Source organism: Pedobacter sp. AW31-3R, assembly GCF_052180285.1.
Lineage (GTDB): Bacteria > Bacteroidota > Bacteroidia > Sphingobacteriales > Sphingobacteriaceae > Pedobacter.
The window spans coordinates 1460023-1478805 of record NZ_CP197475.1 but is presented as its reverse complement, the minus strand read 5'-3'; the positions used below and the strand labels follow the sequence as shown (position 1 = coordinate 1478805).

The window sequence follows — 18783 nt, the reverse complement described above, 5'->3', positions numbered from 1 at the left end:
AATGGCTCCTGAGCTTATTCTAGCCGCTTTAATCTATTTTTGGTAAATCTTTCTCTGCGGCAAGTGCCCTTGGAAACAGGATATTATTCTCCAGGTGCACATGCCAGTGCAGGTCGTTCTCGAACTCATCGAGTTTTTTGTAAAGTATGGTATAAGAGTTACAGGCTCCTGCAGGCAGGGTAAAATTATGGGTGACCTCACGAATCTCATGCAGCAGCTCTCCGGCATGTTCATGTTCAGCTTCCATCATCTGGATAGGCTGAGAAACCGTCCCGAAAGTACTTCCAGGGATTGATCCTCCATGTTGAAGTACCTCATCAAGTTCTTTGATAAAAGGGAAAAGAACCATTTCCTCTTTGTTGAGATGTGACAGCAGCTCTGCCCCCACCTGGTTGAACAGCTCTGCCACCCTGATCACTTCCGGATGCTGGTCGCCATGCACTCTCGCCACTTTATTCGCAATTTCAGTAATGAACAATGTATTGTCCTTCACATACCGGTGATGGGTATTGATAATATAATCGGTCAGGAAGGTCATGCTCCAGCTCTGGTAGTCGTGTGTTGCTCCCACAGCATCCTGCTCCGTCAATTGCAATGCTTTTTCTACTTCTTTAAAGTCTATTCCTTTTCTTTCGCAGACTTCAGCAACTGTTTTTTTGCCACCACAACAGAAATCAATGCCGAAACTTTTAAATACCTGTGCGGTTCTGTAATCTTTGGTCACGATCTCTCCAATGGTCGTTTCAGACAATTGAGCATCTTGTGCTTCTAATGTTTTCATATTTCCTATATTTTAATATTAAACTGGATACTTTATGAAGACAAAGCTATGCGCTATAAGAAATGACCTTTATGATCTCAATCACATTGGGCAAAAAATTACCGGGGGCTTTTTTACCGGCTAAGACTACCGGTAAACCTTACGGTTTTCGATTATCAATTCTCCTTTTTTCTCCAGCGATTTGATAGCCCGGATGACCGTTTCCACCCTTAATCCGGTGAGATCTGCAATCTGCTGCCGGGTGATTTCCACTTTATACCGAAGTGTTGCAGGAACCTTATTGACCTTGACTTTAAAATAATCAATCAGCTTCAGCACACGGTGTTCAGGTTCCTGGGAGGATATTTCAGATGCCATGATAGATTTGTAATAAAGCCGCCTCGCCAGATTCGTGGTGATGCTGAGGTGGACCTGCGGGTTGGCTACCAGCAGGTCCATGAATTTATCTTTCGGGAGGATCAGTATGGTGGATTGAATAATGGCAATGGCATTGGCCGGATACGTATCCTGAAGAAATAAAGGAGGCTCTCCAAAGCTGTCACCAGCGGAAAAAAGTCCCTGGACAAATTCTTTCCCCTGATCATTGAAATTGTTCATTTTGATTGCCCCTGTATTGATCTGAAAGTAATATCGTGGAGTATCTCCCTGTTTAAAAAGTATTTCGCCCTTGTCAAAACCTACGGTTTTAGACCCGAAGGTAAGGAGCAGACTTTCATCTATCATGATCAGCTAATTTTAATTGATACTTGCCAGTAAATAACCGTAACAAACATACATTATAAAAAAGAAAAACCCGCTGTCCAACCGATCCAGGCTTTGTTGTTACCTATATGCATAAGTCCGGGTTTATTTCTGGTAATCTGTTGCTGTTCAGCAGCGACACCGCTTCCCTGATCATAGTACAGGTTAAATGAAGGACCGGCAAAAAGGCCCATTGTTGAACTGATGTTGAAATTCATCAGTGTACTCAGCCGGCTGATCATATGCGATTTACCCCATTTCCTGGCTTGTAAGGTCAGGGAAGAAGCTTCAGCAGAAAGCAGGAAGCGGTCATTGAAAATAAAATCATGCCCGATGCCAAATCCCATGATGAAATAAGTCCCCCTGTCATTGGGATTCACTCCAGCAGTCAACACCGAATACAACTTTTGGTTTCCTGTTTTGAAGCCAACATTCACAGGAGCTATTTCATTGGAATAAACCTGTATCTTATGGTAGCCATTCCGGGAAAAGTTTAACAATCCCACAGCATAACCGTTCAGCGTATCTGCGATATTGATTAGTCCCAGGGAAAATCCGTCCATTACCCTCGCCTTATTCAATATCCCGGCTACCTGGACCCCATTTACTTTTCCACCAGCATGATTGACAATCCCTGCAAACTGTGCTCCTTTCAGGCTATCTTTTACCTGGTTATAGATACCCGCCATTTGCAGTCCGTCCAGCTTTTTTGACACATTATTCCCTATCCCGGCCAGCTGTACACCACTGAAATTCCCTCCGGTAACATTGAACAGACCAGCCATCTGTAAATACCGAACATCCTGTTTATTGAGGTTGAACAAACCTGCCAGCTCTATCCCATCCAATCCGGCAGTATATCCTCCCAGAATATTCAGGGAGAAATGGTTCAGCACCTCACTGCTCATCATTCCATGGGAGCTCAGGCCTGGCATTAAGGACGTTTGGAAAGGTACCGTTTTAAAATATCCCGCCAGGTTAAGGCTCTGTATTTTCTGTTTTGGTGAAATAAACAATCTGCCCAGCCAGTTCTTCTCGGTTTTACTTGGCCTGGAATCGGCATTGTAGCCGGTATTTTCAGGCTGTACTGAAATCGTCACATCACTGAGGAAAGTTACACTGGCATCCCGGTAAAATTCCTTGCTTACCGAAAGGGTAACCATACCGGAGCCTTTGATCCGGATCTTAAAGAATCCCTTCTGATCCGTCAGTGTGGAGACCAGCAATCTCTTTTCATACACACTTGCATTGGGAAGGCCAAGTCCGGTTTGTTCATCCAGCACATAACCACTGATGTCATAGCTGTGTTCCTTTCCACCTTCAGTTTCTGCATCCATCCTCAGATTGTGGGGTGCCAGGCGAAGGATGACATATCCCGGAATCTCTTTATAATCTACCTTTCCATTAAATAACGTATCCAAAACCGCTCTTAGGGGCAGGTTGCTTACAGACAGGTTAATGAGGCTATCTGTCCGGATCTGGTCATTGCTATAGGAAAAGTAAAAACCGTTCTTCTTCTCTATGGTATCCAGCAAAGCTGACAGCTTCACCTGTCTGACGCGTGTACTCACCAGGGAATTTAACTTATGCTGGGCCTTAACAATACCTGTCAGCATACAGAAGAATAAGCTGAGTACGCAAAAAGTAGGGTATATATATTTCATGATTTTCTTTGCTATTTAATAATAATCTGACCTGACTGATGGATAATATGTACGTTGAATGTGCTGGCCAGCAGGTCCAGGATAGGATCCAGCGGGCCAAGTTTAAGCGTAGTGGTTAGCGTCCTGTTGGCCAGTGTCCGGTCAGGAATCTGTATATTCACTTTATACACCTCATTTAATACTTCTGCTACACGCCATAAAGGGGTTTTATTCGCTACAAACTCTTTGGTGCGGTAGTAATTATAGAAATTATCCTTGCTCAATCCTTTCTTCAGTTCCCCTGTGGTATAATCGATTTCTACCTTTTCCGCAGGTTGAAGCCGTACAACGACCTTCTTTCTGATGACTTCCACAATTCCGGTTTCGACAATGACTTCTGCTTTCTTCTTTCCCTTTCGGATATTAAATGAAGTACCTACTACTTTAACCACAGCATGGTCAAGCTGCACCAGGAAAGGTTTTGAAGGGTCCTTTGCAATACTGAAAAATGCTTCTCCGGAGATCAGTCTCAGTTCACGGGTATTTCCTGTGAATGTAGCCGGATAAGTCAGTACAGAATTTTTGTTCAGCGTAAGGACAGAACCATCCGACAATGTATCCGTCTTCACCTCATCAAAGGTCTCCAGGGTCAATAATTCCGGTGCTCCGGGACGCAGAAAGGTATACAGTAAGGCGGAAATACCGACCACACAAACCCATATGGCAGCGATCCTGATCCAGTGTACAAGGCTGCCCTTTGATGTACCAGAAGCAGCCATTGGGTATCTGTTTTGAGCAGGGCCTTTCTCTGCCTGTTGTGTCAGTTGTTTAAACTCTTCCCAGGACTGCTCTACATCCAGGTTACTTTTTGTTTTCAGGCTTTCCGCTGTTTCCCAGATCAGCTTAAAATGGGCAAAGTACTTCTCATTGTACTCACTTTCCTCCAGCCACTTTGCCACCAATTCCATTTCTTCAGGACTGGCTTCGCCCATCATATATTTTGCTAATAACTCGTCCATTTCTTCTTATTTAAATATGATTATTTGATGGCTGATCAACCAAATGATAAAAGGCAGGTAGTCCAGCAATTTATACCGCAGGATCTTCAGCGCCTTGCCCATCTGCGCTTCTACCGTTTTGATAGATATACCTAACTGATCGGCTATTTCCTGGTATTTCAGCTCTTCAAAACGGCTTAACTGAAATATTGTACGGCATTTTTCGGGTAAGTCGCCCAGGGCCTGCTGCAGTTTTTCCCTCAAGTCGGCCAACTCCATTCCATTGCCGGGTTCTGCTTTATTTGTCATCTTGTTTGCCATATCATTTTGATGATTTACCTTAACTTTTTCATGACGTAAGTAATTCAGGCATTCATGGTACACCGCAGCATAGAGATAAGCCTGCAGGGAGCCACTAAACTTCAGCGTACTCCTTCGTTCCCATAGTTTTAAAAAAATATTCTGTACCATTCCTTTTGCTGCATCTTCATCTCTCAATATATTGATGGCGTAAACATGGAGCGGCCTTAGAAAATGTTTATACACATTTTCAAATGTGCGCTCATCTCCTGACAGCAGCAGTGGTATCAACTGTTCGTTATTCAAATCCAAATTCTTATCTGTTAAATTGATCATGATTTAACAATTATAGTTCTATACGGTAATTGAGTGTTGGAATAATCCCTATCCATTTATTCAGCTCCACATCCCTTTTACTCGGATTATAATATAAACCCATATTATTTTCCCTGTTGAGTAAATTCTGGATATCTAAAATGATCGCATGGCTTACCCTTTTCCTGTTGATGCGGTAAGTGGCAGAAAAATCCATGCGAATATAAGGATCGGCTGTTAAGGTATTGGTTTTTGTCTGGTCAATCACCTGCTCATCCAGTCTAAGCGACTCCTCTAATAGAATTGGCGAATAGCGCCTTCCACCGGCATAGATCAGTTTACCATTCAGGCCGAACAGGTTTTTGCGCTGCTTTCCTGCTGTCCATTCTTTTCCGGCAACCAGGTTACCGACATAACGGGTATCAAAAGTGGTATTGAACTCCTCTCCACTCAGCGCCTTGAAGGTAGATCGGAACAGGGAAGAAGACAACATAAAGTAATACCCATTCCTCATCGATTTCTCCAGGGAGAGTTCAAGTCCATAGTTCTTCCCCGTTCCCTTGTTCACTAAAGCAGTATAGCTGGAGGAACCTATTGCTGAATTATCGGATACGTTTAACAGGGAGAAATTATTGGAAGAATCGATCGATACAGGCACCTGTGACAGGTACTGGTAGTACACTTCGGTTTTAAACTTCAGTCGATTCGGAAACTGTTTTTCATAGCCCATCACGATCTGTTCCGATTTGGTGGGTTTCAATTTACTGCTGCTGAAATTTAGAGCGGCATTGTCTTTAGCAAAATAATAAGAAATAGGTTCCAGCCTGCTGTAGGTCCCTCCTGCCAGGGTCAGTAACTGATCCCGACTGATCTTCCAGTTGATGCCGGCACGGTATTCCAGTGACCAGCTATTGCTCAGGTTGAAGTAATTGGTATGAACCCCCGTATTTAAGGATAGCTGACTTCCAAAATCATGTTTATTCTGGATATAAGCATCAAAAGTACCTGCATTCCCTTTTTCGTTGAGTATTTCTTCTAATCTTTTGTGTTCTTCTTTATACTGTAAATCACGCAGGTTATAACCCAGTAAGGATCCGTTTACTCCTGCACGGAGGGTATTGTGTTCATTCCAGCGGTAATTCAGCGTTCCGGCGTAACGTACAGCGGAATTGTCATACTGATTATCAAATGTCCGTCCTGCCAAATAAGTGGTATTCAGGGTATCTACTTTCAGTCTACTGCGGTCGCCTGAATACGATATGATATTGTGGATGGACCATCTTTCATTCGCTATCAGCACATGTTTCAGGCCGATACTTGCGGCGCGGTACTTCAGATTGATGTCCTGGGCATCATCCCTTTCTTCCCATTTGTTAAAATCCCTGTCCGCTTCATTAAACAGGCCTCCGCTCCCGCCAATTCCAAACAGGGAAAATGTACCTGCTTTCTTCGTGGGAACAACGAAATTAAACGACAGATCCTGGTATCTGGGCACCCCATCAGATGAAATATTGAGCCCCATTTTCTGCAACATATCCAATGCAGAATAACGGTAACTGATTAAATACGATGCGGATCCTCCTTTTTTAAAGGGACCTTCAAGGGTTGCTCCGGCACCCAATACACCAATGGTAAATGCATATTCGCGTTTATCGGTATTCCCCTTCCTGAACCTCAGGTCGAATACCCCTGCAGTTGCATTATTGTATTCCGCGGGAAGGGCTCCTGTATAGAAGTCCGATTTTCCAAGTACGGTAGTGTTTAACATACTCACTGCACCGCCTGCTGAACCCTGGTTCCCAAAATGGTTGGGATTGATAATCTCTATACCTTCTAAACGCCATTGCAGACTCTTTGGTGAATTTCCACGGACAATGATTTCATTGTCATCACCTCCTGCGACTACCCCTGCAAAACTTTGGGCCATTCTTGCAGGGTCAAACATTGCGCCTGCATACCTATTGGTTTCTTCGGGAGAAAAGGACCGGCTGCTGGACATTGCCATCAGATTGGAGGCCCGCTGGCCGGCAGCAACACTGATGGTAACTTCACGGAGTTGTTCGTCTTTTGTTTCAAGTTCCTGATTCACTTCAGTTTCTTTTCCTGAAGTAATCAAAATGTCTGAAAGGATAATGGTTTGATAGCCTATTCCCGATAGTTTCAGGGTATGTCTTCCGACAGGTATCTTTTTTAAACGGTAATTTCCCTGTAAGTCTGTGGTCGTATGGATACCTTCCAGGTCTGTTAAGGTAATGGTCACTCCAGGAATTGCACGTCCTGATGCTTTGTCCGATACCGTTCCCCTGATCGTTTGCGTATAGGAATTCCAGCCTTTATCCTGCGCGTTTACTTCAAAAAGTAATACATTGAGGAGCAAAAAGGTTAAACAATAAATTTTCTTCATTTTTTGTATTTACCCCTTTAACACGTCAGTGACAGTTTACCCTTACGTGTAAATGAAATAAATACAAAAAAGCTGATAAATTGAATCATTTACGAGTCTTCTCTTGATGAAATGCAATTCCTCCCTAAAAAAATTGACTATTAATCAGCTTTTAAAAGACATTTTGGTTGTTTACCGTACCAGTTAAGAAAAACCGGAAATATCCGGATGTGACAAATGATCGTTAAATTTTTAATGGACTAATTTATTCATTAATTTGTACATTAAATAAATCAGCTTAGATGGATCAGGAAACCGCAGACTATATCTTTAATTACTATTCCATACTGTTAAATGATAAAGAAAAATTAGCCTTGAGACACTTGCATTCCTTGATCAAATTAGACTGTGGCAACGATCCTAATGTTTTGAATACAAACATCCGTCTTTATAAAAAGATTGGTTGGTTAACAGAAGACCAGGATGCACTAGCTCTAGTCTTATTGGGAGAAGAAAAATTTAAACTAAAAGCAGCCGATAGAATATGGTCAGAGCATAAAGAGAAGATTCAGTTGAATTGCTGCCCAAAATGTAACAGACTAACAAGAACGCCTAAAGCCAGGCAATGCAGACATTGCGGATTTAACTGGCATTAATAACAGAAAAAATTCTGCTCAAAAAAGTATGATAAGTATATTCTTAAATTTATATGAATAGATGTTAATAAAACAGACCATTGATTTCATTGCAACACTAAAGTATAATTCTACAGCGGAAGGAGGTAGAAGTACCCCTGCCTTTTCAGGGTACAGGCCAAATATTAAATTCCCTTTTGATGAAATGCACACTTCAGGAGAACAACGATTTATTGGTACAAACTGTGTATTCCCAGGAGATACCGTTGATGCGGAAATACGTATCATAGCGATTGATCATTTTAATCATCTTTTATATCCAGGTTTAAGCTTTGAATTCAAAGAGGGCGCCCGCATCATTGGTACAGGAATGATCATCAGGATTCTAAATAAAAATCTGATGAAACTGTCATAAAATTAAACCATATTCTTACTCCTGGCGATTACTATGAATTAGATTTTAGCTGGAGGACAGCAATGTGTGGTCTTTTGCTTTTTATGGTAATGCTAAAATGTATCAACATTATTTCTGGTAAACCCTTACATAATCAATCTCCATACGGTTTGGAAATTCGGTATCTCCAAGGTCGCCTCCATTCATCCCTCCCATCGCTAAGTCAAATAAAAGATAATGCTTTTGTTTAAAAGGATGAAATGAGCCGGGTTTATCATTTTCCAGCTGACTCAACATGGTTTTATTGAGCAACCTTCCATCCACAAATAAACTGATGGCTGTCTCATCCCAATCCATGCGCCAGACATGAAATTCCGATGCCCATTTTTTGCCTCCTAAGCTATCTACAGCGATCTGTTGACTAAACCATTTCGGCTTTCCCTCCTTACCCAGGCTAGCAATATTGGCCAATAAGTTGCCTTTATAATACTCCATAATATCGATCTCTCCATTTGCTGGCCAGTTTCCTTCCATACCCAGTGTCCAGAAAGCGGGCCACAATCCTGAAGAAATATCAATCTTACCTCTCATTTCGAATCTTCCATATTGAAAACTTTGCAGGTTACGTGTAATGAGACAAGCAGAGGTATACTCAATATACTGACGTTTCTTTCTCCAGTCCCGGCTTCCCTCCTGGTATAAAGGATTTGGCTTTTGTTCTTTTCTTGCCTCAATCATTAACTTTCCACCTGAACAAATCGCATTTTCCTGCTGGTACCATTGTAATTCTTCGTTCCTTACGAATCCCTTTTCATAGCCCCAGTTCTCCGGATCGGGAACTCCATCCTTATTGAACTCGTCACTCCAGACCAGCTTATACCCTTCCGGGGCATAAATTCCGGAGAAATCCTGTGCTTTTTTTAAAGCACAGGATGGGAAGGATAAAGCGAGAAAAAACAAGTAAAAACTTAATTTTCTATTGAACCTGACCATTTTCTCCATCAATTAATTTAAGTATATAACTATAGCTGTACACCTTATCCAGTAAGAGATATTGATCGTGCGGATAAGCTCCCCAGCTATCATCTCCACCTACACCGCGTTGTTTTAAGTCTATCGATAAAAAGACCTCATTTCTTACCGGAAGATCCGTAGGATGCTGTTGTTTTTTGGTTAATCCCGGATCAAGGTCCTCAGTACTGTGATTGATGGCTGTGAAAGAAATTGGCTGCACACCCTGAATCATCAAGCCTTTTCCGGTATCATCAGTTAAAGAAAGCCACCTCACATCTGTTTTATTGCCACTTTCCTGGGGACGGATATAACCTTTATAAAATTGATTTTCCACTTTATCTTCATATAAACCAATGAAGGAAGCATCATGCCGGTCGGTATAGTTCTCATATGGGCCACGTCCGTAATAGCTGAGGTGGTCAAAACGCCCCGGCAATACAGTACGCATTCCAAAACGTGGAAGTTCAGGCAATTCCCGGTTCCCAAGATTCATCGAAGCGGTAACTTTTATTGATCCGTCGGGTTGAATCAAATAAGTAATGGTGTAAGGAACCTGAATACTGCTGAGTTCATAACTGACTTTAATCACCAGTCCGCTGTCTGTCTGTTTGGAAACATCAACGTTCTTTAACAATTTTCCTTCATGTGCAGCGCGCCATATACCCAATCGCTGAGGCATGTTGTTACCAAAATCATTGTCGGTCGGTGCCCTCCAGAAATAAGGCTCAGGGAAATTCCTGAGGGAAGAATTAGTATTCAAGGTGTATTTGGTAAAACGGCCTGTTTTCACATCAAATTCACCAGTCACCTTTCCCGCATTGAAAATGATCTTATCACGATCCCTTTTCATATCCAGGGTACTTCCTGTACGGGCTGTTTTTGCAAAATAATCGCCTGCATATTTAAATTGCTCTTTGGCTACTTCAAATCCAGCCTTTAACATTGGGCTTTCGTTCCTGGTATAGGCAAAAACATTTAAGAAATATTCAGTACCTGCAGCCGATTTAAATTGGGGCATTTTCAATTTCACCTGCTGTTTACGGTGTGGGGCGAGATTCATCTCAAATTTACCCTCTTTAACTTTTTTTCCATTGGCAAATAGCTCCCATTTAAAACTGTATTCACTCAGGTTAGTGAAGTCGAATGTATTCTCGACCGTTAGATTCCCTTTAGAGATATCATTTGAAGTAAAGAGGATATTCTGATAAACCTTTTTAATCTCATAAGCGCCTGGATCCGGAGTCCTGTCAGAACTGATCATTCCATCCGCGACCCCATTTTCATCATTCTGCCAGTAAAATCCACCTAAATCGCCTCCGTATGCCCAGAAGGTTTTTCCATTGGCATCTTTCGTTTTGATCCCCTGATCAACCCAATCCCAGATAAATCCGCCCTGCATATGTTTGGATGACCGGATGATATCAAAATATTCCTGAAAGTTTCCATTCCCATTTCCCATGGCATGGGCATATTCGCACATGATGTAAGGACGTTTTTTCGACGTATCAGCAGCATATTGTTTCATATTGCCTATGCTGGGATACATGGGGCAAACGATATCCGTATTCCAGTCCTCACCAGCCTGCTCAAACTGCACAGGACGACTGTTGTCACGTGATTTGATCCACTTGTAATTATCATGAAAGACGGGGCCATTGCCACATTCATTCCCAAGCGACCAGATAATAATTGAGGGATGGTTTTTATCCCGCTCCACCATACGCACGGTACGATCGGTATGTGCTGCTGCCCATTGTGGAAGATAGGCAGGGTGTTTGCCTTTATCAAACCAGGACTGGAATTCAGCTCCCAATCCATGGGTTTCAATGTTGGCCTCATCTACGAGATAGAGTCCGAATTCATCACACAGCTTATACCAGAGCGGATCATTCGGATAATGGGAAAGCCTTACAGAGTTGATGTTCAGCTCCTTCATCAGCCGGATATCCTTCAACATCAATTCTTTTGTCGTCGTATGCCCGGTTACATCATCATGTTCGTGCCTGTTCACCCCGTGGACCATGGTCGCCACTCCATTGATCATCAGCTGGGCATCTTTGATTTCCACCTTTCTGAAACCAACCTTAGCTCCGGTCAGGGACAGCAGCTTTCCTTTATTGTCCTCAACTTTAATGATACAGTTATAGAGATTAGGCTGCTCCGCATTCCATTTTAAAGGATTACTGATGGTTCCATTGAACTGAACCGTTTGTATGGAATCTGCAGTTGTACTAAACTCCTGTTTTTTACTGTAGATCTGTTTTCCGCTTTTATCTGATAAGGTTACGGTCACCACTCCTGAAGAAACCTTGTTTCCGGAGAATTTCCTCAGCTCAATGTCGGCACTGAAAAGACCATTTTTATAACTGCCATCCAGGTCACCCTTTAAAAAGAAATCCCAAACTGATAATTTCTCCAGGGCATAAAGGTAAACATCACGTTCAATTCCACTCAGGCGCCAGAAATCCTGGTCTTCCAGATAACTGCCATCATGCCAGCGGAAGACCTGAACAGCCAGCTGATTATCCCCCTCTTTTAAAAAAGGGGTGATATTAAATTCTGCGGGTGTCTTCGAAGCCTTAGTCATCCCCACTTTTTTGCCATTCACATAGATGAAAGCACATCCGGATATCGATCCGAAATGGATAAAAGTCTCTTTATTCTTCCAGCCAGCAGGTACGGTAAAAGTTTTCCTGTAGGTTCCAACAGGGTTATTCTCCCCGATAAAAGGCGGATTATTGGGATGGGGATAGGTAATATTGGTATAGATGGGGATACCAAACCCGTTCAGCTCCCAGTTTGATGGAACAGTGATATTTGCCCAAAGTGCGTCATTTATATCAGCACGGTAAAAATCTTTGATCCTGTCAGCATATTTATCTACATAATTAAACTTCCAGCTACCATTCAGCAGTTTGTAATTGGATGATTTGGAGTAATCATCATCAATCACGTCTTTTTCATTCCCAAAGACCATAAAGGGAACATGTGGGCGTTCCTTACCCTGATCAATGAGCATAGGGTTTTCCCATTCGTTATTTTGTGCATTGGCCTGTGCGACCCGGATCAGTAAAAATAAAATCAGTAGTTTAAGTTTCATCAGTGAACATTGTCTTTTTAAAGGTTATGGAGCGATCAGCTCTTATTGTTTCTCATTTGCATTCAAGAACTCGCAAGCTCGGTTTTCATTGCTGTTTGTAAACGCTAGGCGCGTGATGGTTTCATCAGGTTAAGAATTGAAAGGATATTTATTTTGCGTTTAATAGATAACGATAATGTTCACAGCCGGCCAACAGGAATGCGCCAACGCCGAAATTCGCTGTCGAATTCACATCCACCACCTGTCCGGGAATGGCCTTTTCACCTATCGGCTGTACAAAGCCTACTTTTCCATCAGGCTGCAATGCTTTTTTAGAGAGGTAATTCCAGCCTTTTAGGGCTGCAGGCAGATACGTTTTTTCTTTCAGCAGACCATGGTTAATTCCCCAGAACAAACCATAGGTAAAAAAGGCCGTCCCGCTGGTTTCCGGTCCGGGAGCATGATCAGGATCAAGCATACTGCGTGTCCAATAGCCATCTGCGGCCTGACTTTTAACAATTGCTTTGGCCATATCCTTAAATCTTGAAACGTATTCTTCACGATGCGGATCATTCTCCGGCAGGTCTTTCAGCACCTTTGCCAATCCTGCAAATACCCATCCGTCTCCCCTGGCCCAGAAATCCTTTCTGCCATTGGCGCTTTTATGTTTAGGATAAATATACTTTGCATCACGATAATACAGCTTTGCTTCTTTATCATACATAATGCTATTGGCGTAGGTTAAATATTCATGAAGTTTATCCGAATATTGCCGATCGCCAGTTAACTTATAAAGTTTAGTCATGACCGGCATCACCATATACAAGCCATCTGCCCACCACCAATAATCATTAGCCGGCGTACTCATCTGATATTGCATCACCTCTTTCGCCCTGGCAATTTTATAGGCTTCAGGCTTCAGAAGATACAGATCAATATAGGTTTGAAAGCAGATTTGCCAGTCGCCAAAAAGCACATACTCATCTTTTTCTCCATAGGAATATTTCCATTGGGATTTGTCATCCGATTTTGCACCCATCCATTTGTTATATTCCGCCCAATCTTCAGCGTATTTCCTGTATGTTTCATTTTTGGTCAGCTGATAGATTTCCATGTTACCGGTATGGTAAGCGGCATTATCCCAGAAAGCATTGACCTGGGCTTTGTGATTTGACTGCCAGTACACATTGGCCGAATTCAAACTGGCCAGGATATCTTCTTTCGTTTGTGAATAACCTCTTATGCTTATGAAGAGTAAACATACAAGGAAAACACGGGGTAACTTCATCTTTCTCATTTCTTACAGGTTTAATTCCGTCTATTTGGACAGATAATGTAGCACTATTTTATGTATTGATTCCACATCGAATTTAGATTCAACTGCCCTATTTGGTTATGCGCAATTACTGAATTTTCAACATGCCTCAGGGGGGATGAATTCATACATTAGGGGGGACAGAATGTGAAAGTTTATTTTCCATCACAAAGCCCCCCCAACAATGAATTTATAAAGGATACCATTCATCAATCCAGATAAGAACCAAGGGGTAAAACTTGTCCAGGATATGCTGGTATCATGATATCAGCAGCAACTTATTCTTAATACGTTCCGCGAGAAAAATAATTGAAGACACGAATCACCTGTCACCATTTACCATACTTAAAAATCCCTGATCACCCGATGTTTGTCTGACAGGTTATTCCGATACTTCTTGATATAATCGGACGGCCTGATACCGAATACCTTGTTAAACTGTTCCCTAAAATACCTGATATCATTAAAACCACAGAGCAATGCGGTCTGGTTGATATTATAATCGGAATTGATGAGCAATTGAGCGGCTTTTCTAAGTCTTATATAGCGAATAAATTCATTCGTTGTTTTTCCCGATATCGCTTTCACTTTCTTGTACAGCAATGACGGAGAGGTTGCCAATTCATCTGCCAGGGTTTTCACATTAAAATCAGGATTGTCCATGTGTTTCTCTGTAATCGAAATACATTTTTCAAGGAACTCCTTATATTCTTTTGAAACTTTGAAATCATCAGACTTCAGGGTAATCTCATTCAGGAAATACTGTTGCAGTGCATTCCGGCTTTTCAACAGGTTGGCCACCCTGGCAATTAAAATATCCTTGTCGAATGGTTTGGTAATAAAATCATCTGCTCCAAGTTCTATTCCTTTTAATTTAATTTCGGAGGAGGAGCTGGAAGTGAGGATAATCACAGGAATATGGCTGAGTTCCGGATTTGATTTGATACTGGTGCACAAATCCAGGCCATTCCCCTCGTCCATCATCACATCAGTGATGACTATATCAGGAACATATTTTCGGACCAGTGTCTCACCAGCATTTCCGTTAGCAGCTTCATACACCAGGTAGTCTTTCTCAAATATTTTTTTGACATAATTTCTGATATCAGCATTATCTTCCACAATTAGTATGGCTTTTTTCTCTGTTGTTGGTTCTACAGACAATGGATTGCCGGCAGAACTTTCAGGTTCTTCGATCTGACAGATATCGTTCACATAATTGTTATCCTCGGTCCTGCCTGATCCTTCCATATCAGGGGTATATTCTAGTATCTCATCAGCTTTAAAATGGCTGCTACCCAGTAATAAATTCAGTCTGAAGTCGGTACCTTCCCCTGGAACGCTGGAATAGGAAACAGTTCCATGATGGGCTTCCACCAGGTTTTTAACGAGAAACAAACCGATACCAAATCCCGAACTGGCATGCTGTTTAGCTTCCTGATAGAACCTATCGAAAATTTTTGATCCGGCATCCTCAGCTATGCCCATACCGGTATCAGAAACCTGTATCTCCAGATCCTTTTCATTTAACAGTAACCGGAGTTTGATTGCACCTCCTTTTGGGGTAAACTTAAATGCATTGGCAATCAGGTTAAAGAGAACGATTTCCAGTTTTTCACGATCGCCGAAAATTTCTATTTCTTCAGCTGAACAAAGCAGTTCAAAATTAATATGCTTCGCTTTTGCCTGCTGGGCAAAACAAGCAAAAATTTCTTTGCTGAATGTAACGAAATTGAATTTTGAGACCTTAAGCTTTTGGGTCTCCGATTTCCTGAAAGACAAGAGCTGATCGACAAGGTTAAGCAGTCTTCGTGCATTTCGGTACACTATGATCAGTTCCTTTGGATCCACATAGCCATTTTTGCTGTTCAGAAACTCTTTTATCGGATTAATAATTAATGTCAGCGGTGTCCTGAATTCATGAGAGATATTTGTAAAGAAAGTAAGTTTATTCTCACTCATCTCTTTCTCCTGTTCGACTCTCAAATTTGCCAGATCAATCTGGTATTTAAGGAAAGACTGCCGCTTCTGATAGTCAATAAAAATATATCCGGCTCCCAATGCACAAATGGTATAGAAAAAATAGGCCACCCAGCTTCTGTACCAGGGCGGAAGGATATGGACAAGAATAATTTTCTCATTATCTGCCCAGGCGCCATCTGTGTTTGTCGACTTGATATGTAGCTTATAATTTCCATCTGCCAGATTGGTATAAGCCGCTGTCCTTATTTTATTGGAATAATTCCAGCCTTTGTCCCATCCCTCCATATAATAGGCATAGGAAATCTTACCGGGTACGGTGTACTCCAGTGCGGCAAAATCAACCGTTATAGCAGCTTCACCATAAGGGATCTTCAGCTCTTCCACCTGGTGTTCTGTTGTCTTCAGCACATATTCATCTTCCGAAGAAATAGGCATATTGTTTATACGGATGCCGGTAATCAAAATTGGAGGGACAATTCCGTTAGACTGAATACTATCGGGATGAAATATATTAAATCCTTTTAGTCCTCCAAAAACCAATTCACCTGAACGGAGTTTCAAAGATGAATTGTCCAGGAACTGGTTGCTCTGTAACCCATCGTCCTGGTAAAAATTCAAAAAGGTTTGTCGTTTAATATCAAATTTGGAGAGTCCGCTGAAGGTACTCAACCACAGGTTTCCCTTATCTTCTACGATACTGAGGATAGAGTTATTACAAAGGCCTTCGACCGTAGAAAATCGCTTAATGACCTTCATGGTTTTACGGTTAAACAGTATGAGTCCGCCGCCTTCCGTTCCAAGCCAGAAGTTTCCATACCTGTCTTCATGGATGACCCGTACCGGCTTTCCTATATCTATAGCGGTATGATTTTTTGCCTGACGGTCGATCCTGATCAGTGAAGAGGCATTTCCTCCCCACAAAACATCATGACGGTCTTCTTTTAAGGCAAGTAGGTTCTCCTCCAGATTTTTATCAAAGACCTCAAAGCGGTCTTTACTTCTATTGAAATAGTATAAGGTACCATGAGAAAATGTAGTGGCCCACAATACCCGGTCATGGCTTTCCAGCAATTGCCATACATTTTCATTTTCGAAGCCTGTATATTCATTGATACATTTGTAATGCTTAAAACTCCTGCCATCAGGATTCACCTTATTGATTCCCCCGCCGTAAGTGGCGATCCAAATGTCCCCCAGGTAATCCTTCCTGATCATGCTGATGGCATTATTGCTTAAGGAATGGGGATTGCCCGCTTCAGCTTTCAGGTTAGTAAACACATTTTGGGGGCGGTTCCAGATACTGATTCCTCCGGCATCGGTTCCAATCCAAATTTTACCATCTGGTTGCTCAAAAAATGCCGAGACGAAATTATTGATCAGGCCGGAGCGGTTCTGGGGCTGCTGGGAAATCGTCTTAAATCTGGAATGATGTGTATCAAATATGTATATCCCATCTTTCGAAGTACCGATCCATTTCCTCCCGCGTTCATCTTCAAAAATGGCCGTAACGGACTGGCTGTTGTTAGGCCCTTCCAGGGAACGCCAGGTGGTTTTCCCGGTACTGGCGTTAAACACTTTCAATCCATCTGCCTTCGTTCCCATCCATAGGTTTTGGTACTTGTCCATGCGCACAGAGAGAATAAGTTCAGCGTTTGACAGATTCGATTTCCCCTGGTCCATCCTGGTCGTTTTCCGCGATTGATAATCATACCTATACAAGCCTTCCGGAGAACACATCCACACGTGACCTCCTTCTTCTGGTTCTATACAATTGGCGAACGAGACTGTTCGATCAATCACCCTGATTTTTCTGCTCCGGGTATCATATACGCAAAGCCCTATCCGTTCAATAAACATAAAGACGTTCTTGTTTCCGGAAATCTTTATATCGGTTACATTGTAAGCATTGATCAGTTTACCATCTTTATTTTGTACAGCTACCGATACTGCATTTTCATCATTCACTGGGGTCACCAACAGGCCTGAACCATTTGTTGCGATCAGGATATCTCCATTCGGTGCCGTCTTGATCCTGTTGATCTGGCAATTTAACTCCATCCTCATTCCATCAGATTTCCTCTTGTAATATGCCGGAGTAAATTTATTGGACAAGGGATTCAGGATACCTATTCCCTGCCCTGTCCCTACCCACAAATTGTGGTTTCTATCTTCATTTATTGCATAGATATAGTTATGGGGCAAGGAGCTTTTATCCCCAAGCTGGTTACGGTAGATCTTAAATTCATATCCATCATAACGGTTCAATCCGTCATGGGTACCAAACCACATAAACCCTTTGGCATCTTTAAATATGCATCTTACTGCATTATTGGATAAGCCTTTTTCAATACCCAGTGTCGTATAAGGAATGTGTTCAGCTCCAAAAAGTTGCCCACTAAAAACAGCCAGAATAAAAACAAGCAGATAATTGCCCAGTTTACCGCACATACAAAAATGGTTAGCATAAGAATTGTTAATGGTGTTTTCCTGGATGATGTAGAGAACCAGTCTTGAAAACAGTATACCCTTAATTCAAAGGGCACTCCTCAAATATAGAAAATGTTTGTTGGGGCTACAAGGCTCAGGACATACTGTTTGAAAATGTAGGTCAGGAGAATCACGCAGCTCCCACAAGACAGGTTTCCCATAGCAAAAAAAAGCACCATTAACAACTGAACTATAGTGGTTTACATAAATTATCGTTAATTTTAATCAGCTAAAGAACTCAAATTATGGAAACATTTAACCATTATTCCAAAACCCAGAACATCTTCAGGATCCTATTGGGATGTTTGCTCCTTTTTACCGGCATAGGACACCTCAGCTTTGTCCGCACGGACTTCCTTGCACAGGTTCCTGAATGGGTTCCGATTGAAGATGGCCTGGTCGTATTGTTATCAGGTATTGCAGAGATCTCCATCGGACTTTCTCTCATTTTTCTAAAACGCTACCGTGTAGCTGTAGGATGGGTAGCGGCAATCTTTTTCGTGGCCATATTTCCTGGTAATTATGCACAATATACCAACAAGGTTGATGCCTTTGGGCTAAATAGCGACGGACTGAGGCTGACGAGACTTTTCCTGCATCCATTATTGGTGATCTGGCCACTTTGGAGCTGTGGCTCCTGGAGTGGTGTTTTTGGAAAGAAAGGCACATCCCAATAGAATTGCTATCCTATCATTTTCAATGATCGAAATTACAA

General features: G+C 42.0%; 13 protein-coding genes. 3 read left to right on the top strand and 10 right to left on the bottom strand.

What is annotated here, in order from left to right:
- Positions 1 to 28: 28 nt before the first annotated feature.
- The 6 genes from ric to ACSBL2_RS06150 all read right to left on the bottom strand — a co-directional run bounded on the left by ric (position 29) and on the right by ACSBL2_RS06150 (position 7182).
- Positions 29 to 781 carry an iron-sulfur cluster repair di-iron protein gene (gene ric / locus ACSBL2_RS06175; protein ID WP_442590801.1) on the bottom strand — a complete coding sequence of 251 codons (753 nt, stop codon included), beginning with the start codon at positions 779 to 781 and terminating at the stop codon, positions 29 to 31.
- 126 nt (positions 782 to 907) lie between these two features.
- Positions 908 to 1504, bottom strand: coding sequence for a Crp/Fnr family transcriptional regulator (locus ACSBL2_RS06170; protein ID WP_442590800.1), 597 nt, complete (start codon positions 1502 to 1504; stop codon positions 908 to 910).
- Between the two features lie 53 nt (positions 1505 to 1557).
- Positions 1558 to 3186 (bottom strand): carboxypeptidase-like regulatory domain-containing protein, encoded by a 1629-nt coding sequence (locus ACSBL2_RS06165; protein ID WP_442590799.1) that lies wholly within the window; start codon positions 3184 to 3186, stop codon positions 1558 to 1560.
- Positions 3187 to 3197: 11 nt separating this feature from the next.
- Positions 3198 to 4184, bottom strand: coding sequence for a FecR family protein (locus tag ACSBL2_RS06160; protein WP_442590798.1), 987 nt, complete (start codon positions 4182 to 4184; stop codon positions 3198 to 3200).
- A gap of 6 nt (positions 4185 to 4190) precedes the next feature.
- Complete coding sequence (locus ACSBL2_RS06155) at positions 4191 to 4799, bottom strand: RNA polymerase sigma-70 factor (protein WP_442590797.1); 609 nt, start codon at positions 4797 to 4799, stop codon at positions 4191 to 4193.
- Positions 4800 to 4809: 10 nt separating this feature from the next.
- Positions 4810 to 7182, bottom strand: coding sequence for a TonB-dependent receptor (locus tag ACSBL2_RS06150; protein WP_442590796.1), 2373 nt, complete (start codon positions 7180 to 7182; stop codon positions 4810 to 4812).
- 281 nt (positions 7183 to 7463) lie between these two features.
- Here ACSBL2_RS06150 and ACSBL2_RS06145 point away from each other — a divergent pair, with 281 nt between their 5' ends.
- Together ACSBL2_RS06145 and ACSBL2_RS06140 are read left to right on the top strand one after the other, a co-directional pair.
- Positions 7464 to 7817 carry a hypothetical protein gene (locus ACSBL2_RS06145; protein ID WP_442590795.1) on the top strand — a complete coding sequence of 118 codons (354 nt, stop codon included), beginning with the start codon at positions 7464 to 7466 and terminating at the stop codon, positions 7815 to 7817.
- Between the two features lie 61 nt (positions 7818 to 7878).
- Positions 7879 to 8211 carry a hypothetical protein gene (locus ACSBL2_RS06140; protein ID WP_442590793.1) on the top strand — a complete coding sequence of 111 codons (333 nt, stop codon included), beginning with the start codon at positions 7879 to 7881 and terminating at the stop codon, positions 8209 to 8211.
- Positions 8212 to 8319: 108 nt separating this feature from the next.
- Here the strand turns inward: ACSBL2_RS06140 and ACSBL2_RS06135 are convergent, their stop codons facing one another.
- From ACSBL2_RS06135 to ACSBL2_RS06120, 4 genes are all read right to left on the bottom strand, one after another.
- On the bottom strand, positions 8320 to 9192 hold the full coding sequence (locus tag ACSBL2_RS06135) for a glycoside hydrolase family 16 protein (protein ID WP_442590792.1): 873 nt from the start codon (positions 9190 to 9192) through the stop codon (positions 8320 to 8322).
- Positions 9167 to 12304, bottom strand: coding sequence for a glycoside hydrolase family 2 TIM barrel-domain containing protein (locus ACSBL2_RS06130; protein WP_442590790.1), 3138 nt, complete (start codon positions 12302 to 12304; stop codon positions 9167 to 9169). The genes ACSBL2_RS06135 and ACSBL2_RS06130 overlap by 26 nt, the downstream gene beginning before the upstream one ends.
- 148 nt (positions 12305 to 12452) lie before the next feature.
- Complete coding sequence (locus tag ACSBL2_RS06125) at positions 12453 to 13580, bottom strand: glycoside hydrolase family 88/105 protein (RefSeq protein WP_442590789.1); 1128 nt, start codon at positions 13578 to 13580, stop codon at positions 12453 to 12455.
- 363 nt (positions 13581 to 13943) lie between these two features.
- Positions 13944 to 18029: a hybrid sensor histidine kinase/response regulator transcription factor gene (locus ACSBL2_RS06120; protein WP_442590788.1), complete on the bottom strand. Its 4086-nt coding sequence runs from the start codon at positions 18027 to 18029 to the stop codon at positions 13944 to 13946.
- Positions 18030 to 18313: 284 nt separating this feature from the next.
- Here ACSBL2_RS06120 and ACSBL2_RS06115 point away from each other — a divergent pair, with 284 nt between their 5' ends.
- Complete coding sequence (locus ACSBL2_RS06115) at positions 18314 to 18745, top strand: DoxX family protein (protein WP_442590787.1); 432 nt, start codon at positions 18314 to 18316, stop codon at positions 18743 to 18745.
- The last annotated feature ends 38 nt before the right edge of the window (positions 18746 to 18783 follow it).